Origin of the sequence: Formosa undariae (assembly GCF_042427615.1) — a bacterium.
Taxonomy (GTDB): Bacteria; Bacteroidota; Bacteroidia; order Flavobacteriales; family Flavobacteriaceae; genus Formosa; species Formosa undariae.
Genome location: NZ_JBHMEZ010000014.1, coordinates 1 through 18,793, shown reverse-complemented (window position 1 = coordinate 18,793; position 18,793 = coordinate 1). Strand labels below are relative to the sequence as shown.

Genomic DNA, 18,793 nt, shown 5'->3' with positions numbered 1-18,793 from the left:
AAAAAATAAATTCATGAATAACATATTATTTATGAAAGCTAAGACATATACCTATAGTATATGTCTTTTGCTTTTCATGCAAATGGGGTGTAAAAAACAGCCTGAAACTGTAAATCAGGAGTTAACGACTAACGAGCACATTTTAAATTTTTTCAAATCTGAAATCGAGCAAAGTGTTTCAGCTTTAGATTCTATTTCAACTTTAAATTCTACATCAGATAAAATTGAAGCTTATAAAAGTGCAAGACATCACTTTAAAACTTTAGAACCTATTTTGGCATTTGTAGACCAAAACAATTATAAGTCATTAAATGCACCGAATATCCTGCAGGTTCTAGAGGAAGATGCCACAGATATTAAAATTAGAACACCTTTCGGATTTCAGGTTATTGAAGAGTTACTTCATGAAGAACCTCTAGATACTTTAGCATTACACCAGGTGGTTAGAATGACCAGTAGTCGACTAAAATTAATACAAGGAAATACTGCAATTGCACTAAAGGATTATCACATTATTTGGTTATTGAGAAACCAAGTGGTTCGGATTGCAACCACAGGAATTACAGGTTTTGATTCGCCTGTACTTGCTCAGTCTTTAAAAGAAAGTCAGTATACCTATAAAACGTTGTTGTTTATGGTAGACTTGTTTAAAGATGAATTTTCTTCGGAAGCTATTTATAAAGACTTAAAATCGTCTTTTGAAAACGCAATAGCAACTTTAAGTCACGATTTTGAAAGTTTTGACCGTTTCAGCTTTATTAAAAATCATACCGATAATCAACTAAAATTATTAGTACAAACTCAAGATGATTGGCACGTTACATTTCCTTTCGAAATGGCTTTAACTAACAACGCGGAATCTCTTTTTGGTGAGAACACATTAAACGTTTCATATTTTACAGATTATAAAAGTGATACCTTAAACCTGAAAGAAAAGGCTGTATTCGGAAAACAGTTATTCAACGATAAATTATTGTCTAAAAATAAAACTATGGCCTGCGCAAGTTGTCATGTTTCAGATTTAGCATTTACAGATGGAAGAAAAACTTTCGATAACAGACAAACACGAAACTCTCCAACCTTAACATATGCGGCGTATCAGCAATCTTTTTTTATGGACGGGAGAGCAGGTAGTTTAGAAGGGCAGGTTGTGGGCGTTGCAGAAAATCATGATGAATTTAATTTACCTATGGATTCTTTGGTGAATCGGGTAATGCATAATTCAGAGTATAAAACCGTAATGACCTCTCTTTATAATAACGAAAGAGTAGAATACAACATTAGACATGCCATAGCATCTTATGTCCGTACATTAAATAGTTTCGATTCTAAATTCGATAAAAATATTAATGGATTAGAGCATTCTCTAACTCAAGAGGAAAAAGACGGATTCAATCTGTTTATGGGTAAAGCGGTTTGCGCAACTTGCCATTTTCCACCTTTATTTAACGGAACTGTGCCTCCAAATTACACCGATACTGAATTAGAGTTACTAGGAGTTCCTGAAAATAATGATACCATTAATGCTATTGTAAGTAAAGACTTGGGGCGTTATAATTTTTATGGAACTAAAGAACGGGAACATTTTTTTAAAACACCCACTGTACGTAACGTAGAAAAAACGGCGCCTTACATGCATAATGGTGTGTATAATACACTAGAGGAGGTGGTCGATTTCTATAATCGTGGTGGCGGAAAAGGGATTGGTATACAGGAAGAATATCAAACCTTACCATTTGATTCCTTAGATTTATCTGAAGCAGAACAGGCGAGTTTAGTTGCTTTTATGAAAACACTAACCGATGCTGAGTTTAGTACTAAGGAATGATGCTATTAGGATAGTAATGGATGTTGGTAGTATTTAAGTTATAATTCTATAGGTATAGAGATATTCAAATGGTCAATTTTTGCTTAATTTGGTCTCATATTATATACCATGAATAAACTTAGTAATTCAGTTTTATATTTAATGAGCTTTTCGGCTGGTTTAGTAGTTGCAAATTTGTACTACAACCAGCCGTTGCTACATCAAATAGCTGTAGATTTTGGGGTGACAGAATCTCAAGTCAGTCACGTGGCATTAAGCACACAATTAGGATACGCCTTTGGTCTATTCTTTATTGTACCGTTAGGCGATAAATTATCAAATCATAAAATACTACAATACGATTTTATACTTATGGTCATTTCTTTATTGGTGGCCGCTACAGCAGGTTCCCTTTGGGTGCTTATAATAAGTAGCTTTTTTATCGGATTCACGTCCTCTTTGCCCCAGCTTTTTGTGCCTATGGCCGCACAGTTAAGCGACGATAAAGGTCGTGGGCGTGCTATTGGTATCGTAATGAGTGGTTTATTAATCGGGATTTTAGGAAGTCGAGTTATCAGTGGGTTTATAGGTGAACAGTTTGGTTGGCGAACTATGTATTATGGAGCTACGGCCTTAATGGTTTTACTTTTTATTTTACTCCGTTTTAAGTTACCAAGACTAAATCCTAGTTTTAAAGGCACCTATAAAGATTTGTTTCAATCCATTCTTTTTTATTTTAAAACCGAACCAGAATTACGATTGGCATCACTTCGAGGCGCGTTGTCTTTTGCGGGTTTAAGTGTGTTCTGGACGACTTTAGTCTTCTTAATGGAAGATGAATTTGGATACGGAAGTACCATTACAGGATTATTCGGATTGTTAGGAATGGTAGGCGCATTAGGAGCAACCGTGGTAGGAAAGCTGAATGATAAATTACCAAAGAACCGTATTATTCTATTTTCAACATTACTTTTAATCGTGTCCTGGGGTGTTTTTCTTGTGTCCGGACATTCAATTTTTGGCTTAATTGTCGGTGTAATTTTAGTCGATTTAGGTATGCAGGCGCTTCATATTACCAATCAGAATATAATTTTTTCTCGAAATCCAGAAGGACGAAACCGTGTTAATACAATTTATATGGTGTCCTTTTTTATTGGTGGTGCTATCGGGACGACCTTAGGAGCGTTGGCTTGGGAACATTACAAATGGATTGGTGTTTCTGTTTTAGGATTAATATTGTCTACTTTAATTTTAGTGGTCCATCTTGTGTATAAAAAACGAGCTTAGAATTATAGATACATTCGTTTATTGATATATACAGAGATTAGTGTATAAACAAAAATCCCGAACAAAACTGTTCGGGATTTTTTATGATGTAATATGTAATTTGAATTTTGAGTAAAGATTTAGTTCATTTTAAATACTAAACCACCACCTAAACTAAACTGGTAAAATGTAGAATATGTACTTAATCCTGCAGAAGGTCCGTAACCACTAAAGTAAAAACCTCCACCTACAGTTTGTACTGCAGATACTAATTGGGCTTGCATTTTTAATCCTACTCTAGGACTCATCCAATAGATACCTCCAAACTTAGCTCCCCAAGCAAATTTTGTTGCAGTTTCGCTATTACCATTATCAGGGTTTTCTAGATTAGCAATCACCATACCAGCCATTAATCCTCCAAATCCCTGTAAAGGTGAATTAGATGCTCCAAAATATCGGTTTCCGCCAATCATAACATAGTTAATAGCAAGATCGAAATTGGTGAATCGTTCGTTCGCAAAGAAACCTTCATCTAAATAATGAGTAGGGGCATTAGTGTCTTGACGTAAATACAATAATTCAACGCCCATATATGGGCTCGTCTTTAACTCTAAACCAGCTCCCCATTGAAAACCGTCTTCTATTTTTCCTTCATAATAGCTTCCATAATCGTAATACGAATCGAATCGATCTTGAAACGTATAAGAGCCATATAGGTTGACATTAAATTCTTGAGCTAGACCGATACTAGAAAAGAGGATGAAAACGATGAAACTGATGTAAAATTTTTTCATGAGTAATGTGTGTTGATTATTAGATTTTTGCGCAAATATAGTTCTTATTGTTTATTTGGTTTTAACTGAATCGGTTAATTCTTAGTTCTGGTCCGTTTTTTTAGTTTTTCAATTTTGTCCTTATAGTATAGGATAAGTTCATCTACAAAATGTAAAGGGTTTTTATAGGTGGAGATAATATCAAAAAGGTCTGTTTCCTTTAATGCTATAAGCTCTTTTTGTAATTGTTTAAGCGTAAATTCTAAAGCCTCTTTTTTGGTGATTGAAGGCACTTCTGTCGTTTTAACGTTTAAGTTGATCTCTAAGCTCTCCGAAAAAATCTGTGCATGAAATGCTTGTAAAGCACTCAAATCTTCATGCTTATAAATATGAATCAATTGCGTTGTAATTTCCGTGGCAGACTCTTGCTCTTTGGGAGATAAACTAAATTTATCAGGGTGAACCTGTAACATGGCTTCACGATATAAACGCTTTTTTAACTGAAGCATTTCTGTATCTAATTCCGAAATTTCAGAACTTTCTTGTGAAGTTGTTTTTAAACCTGTTGGTGGAGTATAATGCTTCCCACGCTGTTTCTGTGCTAAACGTTTATCTTTCTTAGCACGTTTTTGTTGCTTGTAAAGCGTGTTCAATTCTTGCGCTTCAATGATATAATCGGTAAGATGTTGTCTTAAAATAGCTTCGAAAGCATGAATTTGATTAGTTACGGTTTCAAGTTCTTGTTTTACAGCTTCAATAGAAATCTGAAGTTGTAAATACGCATCGTCGTCTTGCGAAGTTTTTGGTAATGTATCGTTACTCATGCTACAAAAATAAGAGGATCCTTCAGAATAAAAAAGTGAAGGTCGTTTTGTTTGCTATGGAAAACTGTCTTCAAATTAGGCTAGAGTGAGTATAAGCACGTTCTTTGCAACTTCAAAATAATCTGAAATTTTATGTCTTTTAAAAAAATACTTCCTGTTCTTAAAGAAACGCTAGATCATTTAGAATTTGAAACTACAACACCTTTACAGAAAAAGGTGCTTTCAACAATTAAAAGTGGCGCTAATGTATTTGGTATCGGACCGGAAGGTAGCGGGAAATCTACAGCGATTGTGCTTAGTGTTATTCAGAAGTTAAAAGGAGAAGCGTCAGGTGATGCTCCGAGAGCGATAATTTTAGTAAAAGATAAAGCGGAAGCATTAGCGTTAAAGGAAAAATTTGAAGTGTTTTCTAAACCTACAGATTTACGAATTTATTGTATATACGACGAGTATAAGATTGATGCGCAACGCGAAGAAATATATATAGGTACAGATATTTTAATTGCAACAGTAAAGCGTTTAAATAAATTATACTTCTTAAATAGTATCCATTTAGCCGATATACAATTAATTTGTATTGAAGATGCTCAGTTTTTAATCCGTCAGAATACGTATAATGAAGTGTTACGTTTGGGAGAAAGTGTCGATAAATGTCAGTTTGCTGTTTTTGCAGACGAGTATGATTCTCGCTTAAAACGTTTTGAAAATTCATTTATGTTTGATGCCTTGAAATTCGAAGTCTAGTTTTTACATGAGTTAAAATGTATTTCAGATGTTTTTCAGACTGTATTTAATTGCATAGCGCTATCTATTCTCAGTTTTTATTATAACCTTGTCTAGTAAATAGAAGTTATCATGAAAAAAAACAGATTAGGAAATCGGTCCTTGGCCATCGCCGTTATTTGCATGGTGGGATGTTTGGTTTTAAAATACTTTAATATATATCAGGGCGATTGGTTAGAAATTTTACTTGCTGGTTTCGAAGCTGCCGTTGTTGGTGGTGTAGCCGATTGGTTTGCCGTTCGTGCCTTATTTCAGGAAATTCCTATTCCTATAGTTAAAAAACACACCAATATTATTGTGAAAAGCCGAGAGAAATTATCGGCTGGTATCGTCGACTTGGTCAATAACGAATGGCTGTCTAAAGACATGATTCGCGATAAAATTGGGGGAGTTTCTCTAGCAAAGCCAATAGTAGATTATTTATTAGAAGGCGATAATCAGGAAACCATTCGAAAAACACTAAAACCTGAACTAGAAGCTTTAGTTTTAAAACTAGATCACGACGATGTTGTACATACTTTGGAAGGCATTGTTAGGCCAGCGCTAAAAGGAAATAATTTAGCCGAGCCTCTAGGGAATTTATTAAAACAGACCATAACCCAAAAAGATCATTATGGTATTTTAATGGTTTTTCTTGACGTATTGAGAGATAAAGTGAGTTCTGAATCTACTTACCAATTTTTAGTTACCGAAGTTCAAGTTTTAGTTAATAAACAAAAAGAAGGGTCTCAGATAAAAGGATGGTTAGTTGGAGCAGGACAGTTGCTTGGCGCTATAAAACCACAACGTATTGCCGAAGGAATCCAAGATCAATTAATTCAACTTATAGAAGACATACAAGCGAATCCTGAAGATCATAAAATTATTATGGCTTTAGATGAACAGCTTTACGGATATGGAGAACGATTAACCTCTGGTGATGAAAACGCCCAAGCCGATGTAAATCAGTTTGGAGAACAATTCTTAGAACGATTACTAGATTCTGGAATTGTTAAGCAAGGATTAACACGCTTAAAAGTGATGATTAAAGCGCATCTGTTTGAAGACGAAAATGAGTATACCTTATTAATACGCGATAAAGTAGATACCATGTTACTGTCCTTTCAAAATGATGATTCAAAAATTGAACAAACCGACTTGTGGTTAAAATCTACTTTACTTCAGCTTATCGATACACATCACCATAAGATAGGTGAACTGGTTGGTGAAAGCTTACAGAAATTATCGAATGTAGAATTGGTAAAACAAATAGAAAGTAAAGTCGGAGAAGATCTTCAGTATATTCGTTTAAACGGAGCCATTGTTGGTGGTATTGTCGGAATGCTTATAATGATTGTGAAGATTTTTGTATTGCGGATTCATTAAATTATTGGTTAGGTATCGCATTACTAATGGCTTTATTTACTTGTATACACTTTCACTTGAATGATTTTGCAAGCTTTTTTTGTACGTAATCGATTACTTGTATGTAGGACTAGAATAATTGTTTTAGCGGTTAAATCCTCCTTTTTTTTGGTGTTAATCGGGTTTTGTTCCGGCTTTCTTCGGGAATGGGTCTGTTTTTTAAAAACACACTAAAATTAGGGAAGAAGAGGTACTGGAGAAGACTCGAACAAGACTCGAACAAAACCCCTACCAAAACAAGGCTCGCTTTTGGGGTGATTTTACCCCGCTTTCAACCATTTTTGAGCCGTTTTAAGGGGTAAACCCCATAAAATACGCTCCAGTAAGTTTTAATGATGGTGTTCGTACATTTTGTAGGAAAAATTTAAAGTCAAGTTGCAAGGTGTAATCACTAGGTGTTTTTAATATGTATAAGGATAATCTTTTTTTTTATGCATGAAATCATATTAAAGATGTCTTAAAAATCATATTTTAGAGGTTTATAAACACCATACAAACATGGGGTTAACCGTAGGCTGAAACCTAAAGTAGGTGACTTTTGTTTGTATATAAGGTGTTGTAAGGCATTAAAACAAAAAAAATATGATATATAAAATTCCTTCTACAATTTTAACTTCTGAAATAGAAGAAGAATTAACACATATTGAAAAAACAATTGACAATCTTAACACAAAACGTGATGAAGGATTGAGTAAAGAATTGCTAGATAACCTTAAACGACAGTTACTTATCAAACAAGTTTATCATAGCAATGCTATTGAAGGAAACAAACTTTCTTTACGTGAGACTGAATTAATTTTGAATGGAATGGTCATTAATGAGCGACCATTAAAGGATGAAATTGAGGCTAAATCACTTGCTCGTGCAACTGAATACTTGTATTCTCTTATTGATGGTCGAGAGCCATTAACCAAAAGAACGTTGTTAGAATTACATTCTCTAATAATGCAAAATATTCCGGGAATTAAGGCAGGTATATTTCGTTCACACGAAGTGCAAATTAAAAATTCCCAGCATATACCTCCGTCTTTCCTTGACCTTGAAAACCATGTGGATGAGTTATTTCAATGGATGAACAGAAATTCCCATAAATATCCACCATTAGTTATGGGAGCAATTCTTCATCATTGGATGACTTGGATACACCCCTTTTCTGATGGGAATGGTAGAGTATCTAGAATGTTCTTAAATTTCTTCCTTTTACAAAAAGGTTATCCAGAGATTGTTATTAAAATTAGTGACAGGGATAATTATTATAATTCACTAATTGCTTCTGATAAAGGAAACGCAGTTAAGTTAGTGGAAATACTATCTGATAATATCAAAGACACAATATCTTCTTACGAGGAATTAATAAATGAAGACCAAAGACAAAAAGAATGGTTAAAGCAATATTCTGAAATTAAAGAAGACCATTATGAGAAAGTAAAATCGAAACACTCATATGACTATGAGGTATGGAAAAATCAAATGGCAGTTTTTAAAACTCTTTTCAAAAAGTCATTACAAGAAATTGGAAATCATATTCCACAGCTAGAGATAGAGTATAAAGACTATGAAGTAATAACATTCAACCAATACCTTGATATATTGGAGGATAGACCTATTTCAAATACTGGGTATATGTTCGTTAAATTATTTGACAGAAATACCCAAGAAGCAATGACACTCGTATTTTATTTTCAAAGATTATATGTTTCTAAATTACTTAAAATTGCAGATGCTAAAAGGAGAAATCCTAGGAATTTCAGGTCTAAAAAACCCATCCCACCTGCAATAAAAATGAATATATCTGCAAGAAAAAATGGATCTCAAATTAAGTTAGATGAAAAAATTGATTTGGTAAATATTGGAACCTATAAAGACCAGTTATCATTTGGTATTATAAATCGTAGTGTTAAAAGACAACCTTGGCAAAAACCTAAACTGGATTCAAGAACTGATCCACCAGGAAGCGTAATTAGAGATTTTATCGACCAATTATTACAGCTTTATTTTGACATTCATCCAAAAAACAAGAAAAATACCATATAACACTGGTAATCGTTGCACAAGCACAAAATAAATAGTGAACCTTTAATTAAAAACCGTCTTTAGAGGCGGTTTTTGTTTTTATACACTTAAAATTATAAGCGATTTACAAGGTACTAAAAGCGATTTAGTAGCTTTATAAATGGTGTTTTTTGAGATTAAAATAAAGTGCAAGTGCTCTTGCAACACTTTTAGTGCGTGAACCACTTTTAAACACATGATAGAATTTTCTTAGATTTGGAAGAATTGTACTATTTTTAGAGGTATTGACTTTAATAGGCTTCTTCGCTGGGATAAACTCATGTTTATTTGGTGTGATGGGAGTTGCACAAAAAACCAAAACAAACATAGGAATGAATGATAAAGAAAAGGAAAATATATGGAGAAGGAAGTTTTTAATTTATTGAAAAATATTTCTGAAAAAGGATTTATAGAAGATGAAGTTTCTGACAGAATAAACCCAGAACAAAGAAAATTAGACTTTATAAAAGATAGAAAGTTTACAATACTACTTCAACAAGGATTAATAAGGAATAATGGAAATAACATTTTAATAATTACAGAATATGGTTATGACGTTGCGCAACACAGTAGCTGGATTGAATATTTGAAATACAATGAGAAGTTACAGAAAAAACGTATAGAAAAGGAAAGTTTAGATTATAAAATATCTTGGTTTCAATCAAAGACAGGTTGGCTTCCTTATTTATTTTCTATGATTGGTATCGGAATATCTATTTGGGCATTGGTTGAATCTAAATCCAATAAGCCCACCAACATACCCGAACAGCAAGAAAAAAAAGAAAATAAGCAATTACCAAGTAAAAATTCCCCCACCAAGGATACTCTGAATGAAAAGGAAAAATATATTGATTCTTTGAATGTAAGTAGTCGATAAGACTTAGCAAACGAGTAAACATAAATAAAAATTAAACTATGAAAGAAGAAATTATTTTTAAAAACATAATAGTTAACAACGGAGTGAAAGAATATGGTATTTCAGATATCTATTCAAATCAACAAATTAGACGTTTAGTAAATACAATTATAACTTTCGGAGGTTTAACAACTTTATCGAAAGAAGTTAATGAGCAAGACGGAATTTTGTATATAAATTCAGAAATTGATTTCACAAAAGGTTCAGCTACAATAAGAAATGTATCTAATAAAACAATGGAAAAATACAAGAAAACTAAACCTTAATTATGAATAGCTAATCTATTCATTTCATCATCTTTGAAACCTATGAAAGCTGAAATATATTTCATCGCTTTTAAATGCTCTAAACTATTTTCGTTAAAGTGAATAGAAAGTAAATCATATAATTCATTAAGCTTTTTACCAATAACAAATTCAGCTTGTGAATCAATAATTAAAGTTTTATAGGATAAAGTTTCCATAAGGTTCATTGGCCAACAAAGTACTGTGGTAAAAAACAAGTAAAAACTCATTAATTTTAATTAAAGTACTTCTATGAGAATCATCATATATTAAACTAGATTTTGCGATTGCTCATAAAGTTCTTGACAAGTGCTATTGTGTTTGCACATGCCAAAAGGGTTACAAAAAGTGCAATTAAATTATACAACGAAATTAGATTACATTTATCTTTAGAGTTTAAAGCACCATATATGTTATATCAATTATCTGCCTAAAACCAATTTTAACCTGTAGCCGTATTTCAGGACATGACATTTACCAAACTAAAACTAATTGATGAAAGAAATAATTGATAGCCTTAATTTACCAAAACAAATTTTAGATAAAACTGAAAAGTTTATGTCTAAATTGTTAGGTCCATCAATAAAAGAGTTTGGAGAATTATATGCGGATAATGTTCGATTTAGAAGATTAAAAAATCAAGTGAAAATTTTTAACAAAACAAGAGAACTACTTGATAATAACGGATTAGAACCAAGAGAATTAAATCTAAAAACTTTAGTTCCATTGCTTGAAAAGGCATCTGTAGAGGAAAGTGAAATATTACAAAACAAATGGTCAAGCCTAATTGCTAATATAGCTTCAACGCCTGAAAATGGTTTAGAACCGAAATTAATAAACACATTAGGTTCCTTGTCTGCTTTAGAAGCACAAATATTGGATTTTATTTATAAAATGTATTTAATTAATCGAATCAAAAAATTTGAACAAAGTATAAAAAATCTATGGGGAAACTGGAAAAATGAATCAGACGTTCCTTTAAATTATGTTTTAATTTTATTTAAGTCTGTTAAAGAAAAATTTAACTTGACAGATGAATTCACAAGTATTTATATCGATAATCTTGAATCTCTTGGACTTATAAGGTTTGAAGAACCTGAAATTGAAATTGATAATGGATATCCAAGTGGAGATGTTTTCGGAAAATCAGTTGAAATAGAATTAGATGTTTCTGCTACTTATATTCATTCTGATAATTTTTACTTGACAACATATGGAAACTATTTTATTAAACAATGTAAAGTGAAATAAAGAATAAAAACATGGTACAACACCGGTAACCGTTGCACAAGCCAATAATACATAGTTCAACTAAAATCAAAAACCGTCTTTAGAGACGGTTTCTGTTTTTATACACTTGAAACTTCAGTTCATTTACAAGGTCTTAAAAGCGACTTAACAGCTTTCTAAAAGGTGTTTTTGTGATTAAAATAAAGCACAAGTGCTCCTGCATCATTTTTAAACTCAGCATAGAAGCTACCCTAAATTTGGAAGAATTGTACTATTTTTAGAGGTGTTAACTTTAATAGGCTTCTATGCTGGGGTAAACTAAGGTTTATTTGGTTTAATAGGAGTTGCCATTAATTTAAAAAAATGAACAAACCGATAATAATTTTACTTCTGATTTTATTTATTTCTAGCTGTACAGATATTAAACAATCTGAAAAAAAGATTACGGAAATAGAAACTTTGCGTGCGGAAAACGATAGTCTGAAAAAGATTGTTGCGGAAATAAATAATAAATATGTTTTCGATAGTATTTTTATAAAAACCATTAATAGTCCAAATAACACACTAAAAACTGATTCTGATTATGAAATGCAAATAATGGTTGTGGGATACAATCCAACAAAAAGTTATTTTGTAAAATTTGATAGTATTGCAAACGGAAAAAAGGTAAATCCCGACACTTTAAATCAGAGAAATGGAATCTTTTTATATAAGACCAAACTAGTAGATGAATTAACCAGAGTGAGTGTAGATGTGAAAATTGAAAATAAGTTTGGTCAAAATTCATACGGAACATTATCGGATTTAATAAAAATAAAAAACTAATGGCAACACCGGTAACCGTTGCACAAGCCAACACTAAATAGTTCAACTACAATAAAAAAACCGTCTTTAGAGACGGTTTCTATTATTATACACTTAAAATTTCAAGCGATTTACAAGGTCTTAAAAGCATATTAATACCTTTATAAAAGATGTTTTAGAAATTAAAATAAAGCGCAAGTGCTCCTGCACCACTTTTAGTGCGTGAACTGCCTTTAAACTCAGGATAGAAATTACCCTAAATTTGGAGGAAATGTACTATTTTTAGAGGTATTAACCTTAATAGGCTTCTATGCTGGGATCATCTTATGTTTGTTTGGTGTAATGGGAGTTGTGGTGCATATAAGAAAATGAGAACTAAAATAAAAATATCGTTTCTGATTTTAATGATTTTGACAATAATCGGATGTCAAAACTCTGACAAAAATGAAAAACAGTTATCTCAAAAAGTGTATGGAAAATGGAAAGGAGAAAATGACAGTCTCGGAGTTGAATTACGTTATGCACAATTCAAAAAATGGAATGACTTACTGGAACGGACTGAAAAAATTGTGTGCAATGATAGTTTGCCAAAATTAACTTTAAAAACAGAGAATGAATTAAAAACCATTTATTTCCGCAATCCTTGTTGGGAAGATTTTGCTTGTATTTTAATCAAACAAAAAAATGTGATTGAAATTCATAACGACACGATTAATAAAAATGATGAAAATTTCTTCCCTTTAGATAGTTTGGAAAGCGTTTTAAAAAGGGATTTAGAAAATTATGGCAATAACCCAAAGTTATGTGATAATCCAGAAAAACTGTTGGTTTACATTTCTTATGACAATAAAAATGGATTTAAAAATTTTCCTAATACTTTAAACGTACTGACTGAAACCTACAACCGAATTACAAATAAGACCGATATTAAAATATGGCTGAATGAAAAAATATATTTTGTTCCGCCACCACCACCGCCAATGAGTGAAATTGAATTAAATGAATAAAAAAAATACGCACCACAACACCAGTAACCGTTGCACAAGCCAATAATACATAGTTCAACTAAAATCAAAAACCGTCTTTAGAGACGGTTTCTGTTTTTATACACTTGAAACTTCAGTTCATTTACAAGGCCTTAAAAGCGATTTAATAGCTTTATAAAAGGTGTTTTTGAGATTAAAATAAAGCGCAAGTGCTCCTGCACAATTTTTAAACTCAGCATAGAAATTACCCTAAATTTGGAAGAATTGTGCTATTTTTAGAGGTATTAACTTTAATAGGCTTCTATGCTGGGATAAACTCATGTTTATTTGGTTTAATAGGAGTTGGCAGTAATTTGAGAAAACCGAAATGTTAGACAAATACGATAAAGAAATATTATTTGAATATCTATGGAAAACTATCAATTTCTTTTACGGAATTGTGATATTGCTTTCCATTTTGGTTGGAATTAGAACATTGCTCTATCTTTTAGGCGGAATTCCTGAAGAAGAAACAAGTATAAGCGGAACTATTATTGTAATAGCTTTAATTGTTGTTTATGTGTTATTCAGAAATCTGACAAAACCATACTTTATGAAAAAAATGAACAAATCCTAGATCAAATGATGACGGAATTAATCATAGAAAAGTATGTAATAAAATCAACTGGAGTAGATGGCGGACATAAATATATTTCGACTGAAATTAAGCTAAAAGGGAAAATGAAGAAACTGACTATTCTCTTTGCGGATAAATCAGACGAAAAAGAACTAAAAAACAATGAAAAAATAAAAGTAAAAGGCGAATTTCAAGATGACGGAAAAGAATATGATTTGATAATGAATAATGCGACTCTTGAAAAATAAAAACTACTTAAAACAAATTACTGTGGTAAAAAACAAATAAAAACTCATTAATTTCCTACTAAAACACTTCTATAATTATTATCATAGTTTAATCCTGATTTTGCTATGGCAAAAACCTTTTTTAGAAGGGTATTACACACTGCTATTAATGCTAATTTTATTACGCTTTCCTTTGGCAACTATACTCTCATAAAGTTCTCGACAAGTGCTATTGTGTTTGCACATGCCAAAAGAGCTACAAAAAGAGCAATTAAATTATACAACGAAATCAGATTACATTTATCTTTAGACTGTAGAACACCAAATATGGTATATCAGTTATCAGCTTAATACCAATTTTTAACTGTAGTCGTATTTCAGGACAAGACATATAAAAAAACATATTATAATGATAATGAAACGTTTTATTTTAATCATAACTTTTGCTTTTATAATCAGCTGTAGTAATGAAAGCCCTGAACCTAATTACTATAAAAATCTCTACACAGGAGAAGTATTAAATAAAACTGAATTCGAAAAATTTCAAATTTCATTTTACTTGAATTATAAAGATTCAATTGAAAAACCTAAAATAAACTGGCAGTTTTATAAACTAGAAAAATCTTCAGATTCCCTCATTCAGAATTTTAAGTATGATATGAGAATTGGAGATGAGTATATTGTTCGAGCCAAAGAATATAAAAAAATAGGAATGAAAATTCCAAAACAGAATTTCAAATCAATTGACGGAAAAGACATAGTTATTGGCGGTAATCAAAATAAACCAACTTTGATAAATCTTTGGTTTATTCAATGTCCTGGTTGTATTGCTGAAATGCCTGCTCTGAATAGATTAAAAGAAAAATATTCTGATAAAGTAAATTTTATTGCTTTGACTTACGAAAAAGAAGAGGACGTTAGAAAATTCCTAAACAAACGAGAGTTTGAATTTACTCATATTGTAAATGTTGAGCCATTTCTAAAGGAAATTGGTTCCTATCCTTATCCTGAAAATATTTTTATTGATAGAAATGGACAAATTGCAAATATAGAAGGACCACTTCCAAGTCATTTAGATATGGATGCTGATGTAGCAATTGAATATTTTGAAAGAATAATTGAAAAATTACTGTAGCCAACAAAGTACTGTGTTAAATAATAAGTAAAAACTCATTAATTTTCCACTAAAACACTTCTATAATTATTATCAAAGGTTAATCCTGATGTGGTAAAAGCCACACCTTTAAGACTACGTTGTATCAGTATACCACGCATCGTCATGCTACGATTAATAATGCTGTTGTAATTACAATTACACCTATTATAATTAACTTTACAAAAAAAAAACAGTAAACCATGAGCATGCTTCACCTAAAACTAGAAACCGATCCGCGATGGGTGACCATTGTAGAAAGTAATATTGAAGAAATACTTACAGATCATGCTTGGTGCGAGCAAAAAGCTGCCACAAATGCCATTACAATTATTACCTATAATAGTGAGCATGAAGACCTTGTTACCGCACTATTAGAATTAGCTAAAGAAGAACTAGAGCACTTTCAAATGGTACACAATATCATTAAAAAACGAGGCTATACTTTAGGAAGCGAGCGCAAAGATCATTATGTAAACCAACTCTATAAGTTTATGAACAAAGGCGGAAATAGGCAACAAAGTTTTGTGGACCGCTTATTGTTTTCAGCCATGATAGAAGCCCGAAGCTGCGAACGCTTTAAATTACTCTCTCAACGCATTAAAGACGAAGAATTATCTAAATTCTACCACGATTTAATGATTAGTGAAGCTGGACATTACACCACATTTATCACCTTTGCTAGACAATACGGAAAAGGAATTGATGTTGATAAACGCTGGCAAGAATTAGTCGCTTTTGAAGGCGAATTAATTAAAAGTTATGGAAAAAGTGAAACCATACACGGCTAGCCCCATTGTTATATTAGCAGTTATTTTAAGTAGGACATAGAGGAGAAGTGGTCGATAATGGTTTGTTTTTTCTGCGTGGATTGGAAGAAGAGTTGAGAGCACGAAATATAGAAATAATAGTATGCAACGATTACGAGCTGAGAAATTAATTCATGGCGATACGTTTCAAAGGCCTGCAATCGATGATAGCATACATTTACAAAAAGTCACTATGATTATAAAATCGATAAATGCATTGAGAAAGATGCACACATAAATGGTTTTGAGAAAATTTATGAACCTAAATAAACTACCCACATCAAAGTACACTAATTAAAAACAAGTAAGACCACATTAATGTCTCACTAAAACACTTCTGTGAGTTTCATCCTTTCACTGGTGTAAAACCAAATCACTATGCCTACAACCCTTCATTTTAAAATACAAAACTATTGGGATTTAGAAACTGCTCAAACTGAAAAGCAATCTGGCGGATCCCTTAAAACACATCACGTGTATTTAGAAAATGGTAAGGAGATTCAAGTTTCAGCGGCTAAACCTTTTAAAGGTGATGCTACAAAATACAACCCAGAAGAATTATTAATGGCGGCATTATCGTCTTGTCATTTTATGTCCTATATATACGTATGCGAACAAGCCAATATTTCAATACTGAAATATGAGGATACTGTAGAAGGTTTTTTAAAACTGAATGACGATGGAAGTGGAGCGTTCACAAAAATTATTCTGAATCCAAAAGTAACGGTTAAAACGATAGACCAAATCGAATTAGCAGAATCACTTCATCAAAAAGCCGGGAGTCTATGTTTTATAGCTAATTCGTGTGCTTTCGATATTGAATATAAACCAGAACTAATAACGGTCTAGGTATATAAGGTTAATACGATATATAAAGGATGTTTTAATTTTGGATAAATTGAAATGCTACGTAGTTGTAGTTACTCGCCAATAAAGTAGCTTCAACCTTTCGCCTTGTCAGTTGAAGGAGCACTTTCATCATTACGTTATACTATAATGATGAAAGCGCTCTGAAATAGAAATGAAGACTACTTTTGTCTTATTACTTTAATTTTGTAATATCCTGAACAATCTTCTTAGCATGAATTCTAGAGTTTTCAATAAACCATTTATGCGTTTCCATCCCGCCACAAATCACACCAGCCAGGTATAAACCTTCAATATTGGTTTCCATAGTATCTGCGTTATAATTAGGAACATATGTTCCGTCGTCTGAAAATGAAATCCCAGCATCTTCTAACAATTTAATATTTGGTTGGTATCCTGTTAACGCCACTACATAATCATTTTTTAAACTGATAGCACCTTGAGGGGTAGAAATAGTTACAGTGTTCTCTTGTATGTCTTGTATTTCAGAATTGAAATATGCCGTAATCGATCCTTCTTCAATTCTATTCACAATATCAGGCTTTACCCAATATTTCACGCGTTCACCAATAGCATCACCTCTAACCACCATAGTAACATGTCCGCCTTTTCTGTAAATTTCTAAAGCCGCGTCTACCGAAGAGTTACTTGCTCCTACAATAATTACATGTTGCATACTATATGGATGCGCTTCTTTATAATAATGTGTCACTTTGGGTAGGTCTTCGCCTGGGACATTTAGAGATGTAGGAATGTCGTAAAATCCAGTAGATATAATGACTTGGTTGGACGTGTAGTTTTGCTTTGAAGTTTGGATGGTAAACTGAGCTCCATGTTTAGTGATTGCTTTTACCTCTTCGTACAAGTTAATGTCTAATGTATTTGAAGTAGCAACACGCCTATAATATTCCAAAGCTTCGTTTCGCGTTGGTTTTGGATTGTTGCTTATAAAAGGAATGTCATTGATTTCAATTTTTTCTGAAGTTGAAAAAAACGTCATGTTCAGAGGGTAATTGAAAATGGAGTTGGTAAGGGATCCTTTTTCTAAAACCAGATAGTTGAGGTTTTCTTCTTTACAAGCCAAAGCACATGCGATTCCAATAGGGCCAGCTCCAATAATGATGATGTCTTTTTCGATATTCAAAGGGGTATAGATTTTAATGCGTTAGTGCTCCTATATATAATAGAGAGCATTTCAATTTTAAAAATACTAATAGTAACCTATATAGCAATGTGATTCTTTTATTAATATAGGTGTATAGTATAATAATAGGAGTAGGGATGCCTTACGGAACCTTACATAATAAGGAGTGTATTCTTTTGGAGAATAATTATTTCTAGAGTGTATTATATAATATAGGACGAATACCTATATATAAGAGTAACTATATTGATAAGGTATAGGAATGTTTCTGATGATATTTTGGAGAAGATATACCAAGCAACGCATCATTATATAAGCTAGAGGAGAAGTAATCAAAAATAAATACAAGTCTAACCATCTAGTAACAACGAATTTACAATTAATTTAAAAAAAAGGTTAAAACAAATTAGTTTGGTAATAATAAAAGTATGTATATTTGCACCCGCTTAGCGACGCAACTACGGTAGTTTAGTAAAGCAAAACGTTCATTAACAGAGTTTTATTTATCGGATTTAGTTTAAATTAAAAAAGATAAAAAAAAGGCTTGTTAGTAAACAAAAAGGTTGTATATTTGCAGCCGCTAAAAACGGCAACGTTTTTAGGAAAAAGTTCTTTGAGTGTTGATTTAGTTTTGGTAGAAAGTTTGCAAAAACGGTCTTAAAAAAACTTCAAATAAACATTGCGAGATAAAAAAAAGGGTTTTATATTTGCATCCGCTTAACGAGGTAACGAGTTAAGAAACAAAAAGAGAAATAAGTTCATTAACATATTGAATTGACAGCGTAGATAATAACTGGAAACGGTTATTATCAACAAAAAAGAATAAACCATTTTGAGTACCAAATTTA

The 18,793-nt window shown here is 32.1% G+C and carries 20 protein-coding genes and 1 pseudogene; 16 read left to right on the top strand and 5 right to left on the bottom strand.

Annotated elements, in window-relative coordinates; all coding sequences use genetic code 11:
- Nucleotides 1–13: 13 nt before the first annotated feature.
- Nucleotides 14–1,828: a cytochrome-c peroxidase gene (locus ACFFVB_RS15875; protein WP_382384210.1), complete on the top strand. Its 1,815-nt coding sequence runs from the start codon at nt 14–16 to the stop codon at nt 1,826–1,828.
- Between the two features lie 108 nt (nt 1,829–1,936).
- Nucleotides 1,937–3,094 (top strand): MFS transporter, encoded by a 1,158-nt coding sequence (locus tag ACFFVB_RS15870; RefSeq protein ID WP_382384209.1) that lies wholly within the window; start codon nt 1,937–1,939, stop codon nt 3,092–3,094.
- Between the two features lie 119 nt (nt 3,095–3,213).
- Here the strand turns inward: ACFFVB_RS15870 and ACFFVB_RS15865 are convergent, their stop codons facing one another.
- Together ACFFVB_RS15865 and ACFFVB_RS15860 are read right to left on the bottom strand one after the other, a co-directional pair.
- Nucleotides 3,214–3,867: a hypothetical protein gene (locus ACFFVB_RS15865; RefSeq protein WP_382384208.1), complete on the bottom strand. Its 654-nt coding sequence runs from the start codon at nt 3,865–3,867 to the stop codon at nt 3,214–3,216.
- Nucleotides 3,868–3,941: 74 nt separating this feature from the next.
- A complete protein-coding gene (locus ACFFVB_RS15860) occupies nt 3,942–4,670 on the bottom strand; it encodes a hypothetical protein (RefSeq protein ID WP_382384207.1) in 729 nt (242 codons plus the stop codon).
- A gap of 132 nt (nt 4,671–4,802) precedes the next feature.
- Here ACFFVB_RS15860 and ACFFVB_RS15855 point away from each other — a divergent pair, with 132 nt between their 5' ends.
- The 5 genes from ACFFVB_RS15855 to ACFFVB_RS15835 all read left to right on the top strand — a co-directional run bounded on the left by ACFFVB_RS15855 (nt 4,803) and on the right by ACFFVB_RS15835 (nt 10,091).
- On the top strand, nt 4,803–5,414 hold the full coding sequence (locus tag ACFFVB_RS15855) for a DEAD/DEAH box helicase (RefSeq protein ID WP_382384206.1): 612 nt from the start codon (nt 4,803–4,805) through the stop codon (nt 5,412–5,414).
- Between the two features lie 111 nt (nt 5,415–5,525).
- Nucleotides 5,526–6,818, top strand: coding sequence for a DUF445 domain-containing protein (locus tag ACFFVB_RS15850; RefSeq protein WP_382384205.1), 1,293 nt, complete (start codon nt 5,526–5,528; stop codon nt 6,816–6,818).
- Nucleotides 6,819–7,439: 621 nt separating this feature from the next.
- A complete protein-coding gene (locus ACFFVB_RS15845; protein ID WP_382384204.1) occupies nt 7,440–8,891 on the top strand; it encodes a Fic family protein in 1,452 nt (483 codons plus the stop codon).
- Between the two features lie 376 nt (nt 8,892–9,267).
- Entirely contained in the window at nt 9,268–9,786 is a 519-nt protein-coding gene (locus ACFFVB_RS15840) for a hypothetical protein (RefSeq protein WP_382384203.1), read from the top strand.
- A 38-nt stretch (nt 9,787–9,824) separates the two neighbouring features.
- Nucleotides 9,825–10,091 (top strand): hypothetical protein, encoded by a 267-nt coding sequence (locus tag ACFFVB_RS15835; RefSeq protein WP_382384202.1) that lies wholly within the window; start codon nt 9,825–9,827, stop codon nt 10,089–10,091.
- On the opposite strand, the gene ACFFVB_RS15830 is transcribed toward ACFFVB_RS15835, so the two are convergent.
- Nucleotides 10,088–10,288: a hypothetical protein gene (locus tag ACFFVB_RS15830; protein ID WP_382384201.1), complete on the bottom strand. Its 201-nt coding sequence runs from the start codon at nt 10,286–10,288 to the stop codon at nt 10,088–10,090. The two genes, ACFFVB_RS15835 and ACFFVB_RS15830, sit on opposite strands and share 4 nt — an antisense overlap.
- Before the next feature lie 316 nt (nt 10,289–10,604).
- Between ACFFVB_RS15830 and ACFFVB_RS15825 the strand changes: the two genes are divergently transcribed.
- From ACFFVB_RS15825 to ACFFVB_RS15805, 5 genes are all read left to right on the top strand, one after another.
- Nucleotides 10,605–11,360, top strand: coding sequence for an Abi-alpha family protein (locus tag ACFFVB_RS15825; RefSeq protein ID WP_382384200.1), 756 nt, complete (start codon nt 10,605–10,607; stop codon nt 11,358–11,360).
- Between the two features lie 342 nt (nt 11,361–11,702).
- The gene (locus tag ACFFVB_RS15820; protein ID WP_382384199.1) at nt 11,703–12,164 is read left to right on the top strand and encodes a hypothetical protein; all 462 of its coding nucleotides are present in this window, start codon (nt 11,703–11,705) and stop codon (nt 12,162–12,164) included.
- 347 nt (nt 12,165–12,511) lie between these two features.
- A complete protein-coding gene (locus ACFFVB_RS15815; RefSeq protein WP_382384198.1) occupies nt 12,512–13,150 on the top strand; it encodes a hypothetical protein in 639 nt (212 codons plus the stop codon).
- A gap of 346 nt (nt 13,151–13,496) precedes the next feature.
- A complete protein-coding gene (locus ACFFVB_RS15810) occupies nt 13,497–13,745 on the top strand; it encodes a hypothetical protein (protein ID WP_382384197.1) in 249 nt (82 codons plus the stop codon).
- 5 nt (nt 13,746–13,750) lie between these two features.
- Nucleotides 13,751–13,993 carry a hypothetical protein gene (locus ACFFVB_RS15805; RefSeq protein WP_382384196.1) on the top strand — a complete coding sequence of 81 codons (243 nt, stop codon included), beginning with the start codon at nt 13,751–13,753 and terminating at the stop codon, nt 13,991–13,993.
- Between the two features lie 47 nt (nt 13,994–14,040).
- Here the strand turns inward: ACFFVB_RS15805 and ACFFVB_RS18715 are convergent.
- A pseudogene (locus ACFFVB_RS18715) lies at nt 14,041–14,245 on the bottom strand (IS110 family transposase); the annotation flags it as partial.
- 142 nt (nt 14,246–14,387) lie between these two features.
- Here ACFFVB_RS18715 and ACFFVB_RS15800 point away from each other — a divergent pair.
- The 4 genes from ACFFVB_RS15800 to ACFFVB_RS15785 all read left to right on the top strand — a co-directional run bounded on the left by ACFFVB_RS15800 (nt 14,388) and on the right by ACFFVB_RS15785 (nt 16,783).
- The gene (locus ACFFVB_RS15800) at nt 14,388–15,107 is read left to right on the top strand and encodes a TlpA family protein disulfide reductase (protein ID WP_382384195.1); all 720 of its coding nucleotides are present in this window, start codon (nt 14,388–14,390) and stop codon (nt 15,105–15,107) included.
- Between the two features lie 227 nt (nt 15,108–15,334).
- The gene (locus ACFFVB_RS15795; RefSeq protein ID WP_382384194.1) at nt 15,335–15,916 is read left to right on the top strand and encodes a MiaE family protein; all 582 of its coding nucleotides are present in this window, start codon (nt 15,335–15,337) and stop codon (nt 15,914–15,916) included.
- 121 nt (nt 15,917–16,037) lie between these two features.
- Complete coding sequence (locus tag ACFFVB_RS15790; protein WP_382384193.1) at nt 16,038–16,172, top strand: hypothetical protein; 135 nt, start codon at nt 16,038–16,040, stop codon at nt 16,170–16,172.
- A gap of 140 nt (nt 16,173–16,312) precedes the next feature.
- The gene (locus ACFFVB_RS15785) at nt 16,313–16,783 is read left to right on the top strand and encodes an OsmC family protein (protein WP_382384192.1); all 471 of its coding nucleotides are present in this window, start codon (nt 16,313–16,315) and stop codon (nt 16,781–16,783) included.
- Between the two features lie 193 nt (nt 16,784–16,976).
- Here the strand turns inward: ACFFVB_RS15785 and ACFFVB_RS15780 are convergent, their stop codons facing one another.
- On the bottom strand, nt 16,977–17,945 hold the full coding sequence (locus ACFFVB_RS15780) for a YpdA family putative bacillithiol disulfide reductase (protein WP_382384191.1): 969 nt from the start codon (nt 17,943–17,945) through the stop codon (nt 16,977–16,979).
- Nucleotides 17,946–18,793 lie beyond the last annotated feature (848 nt).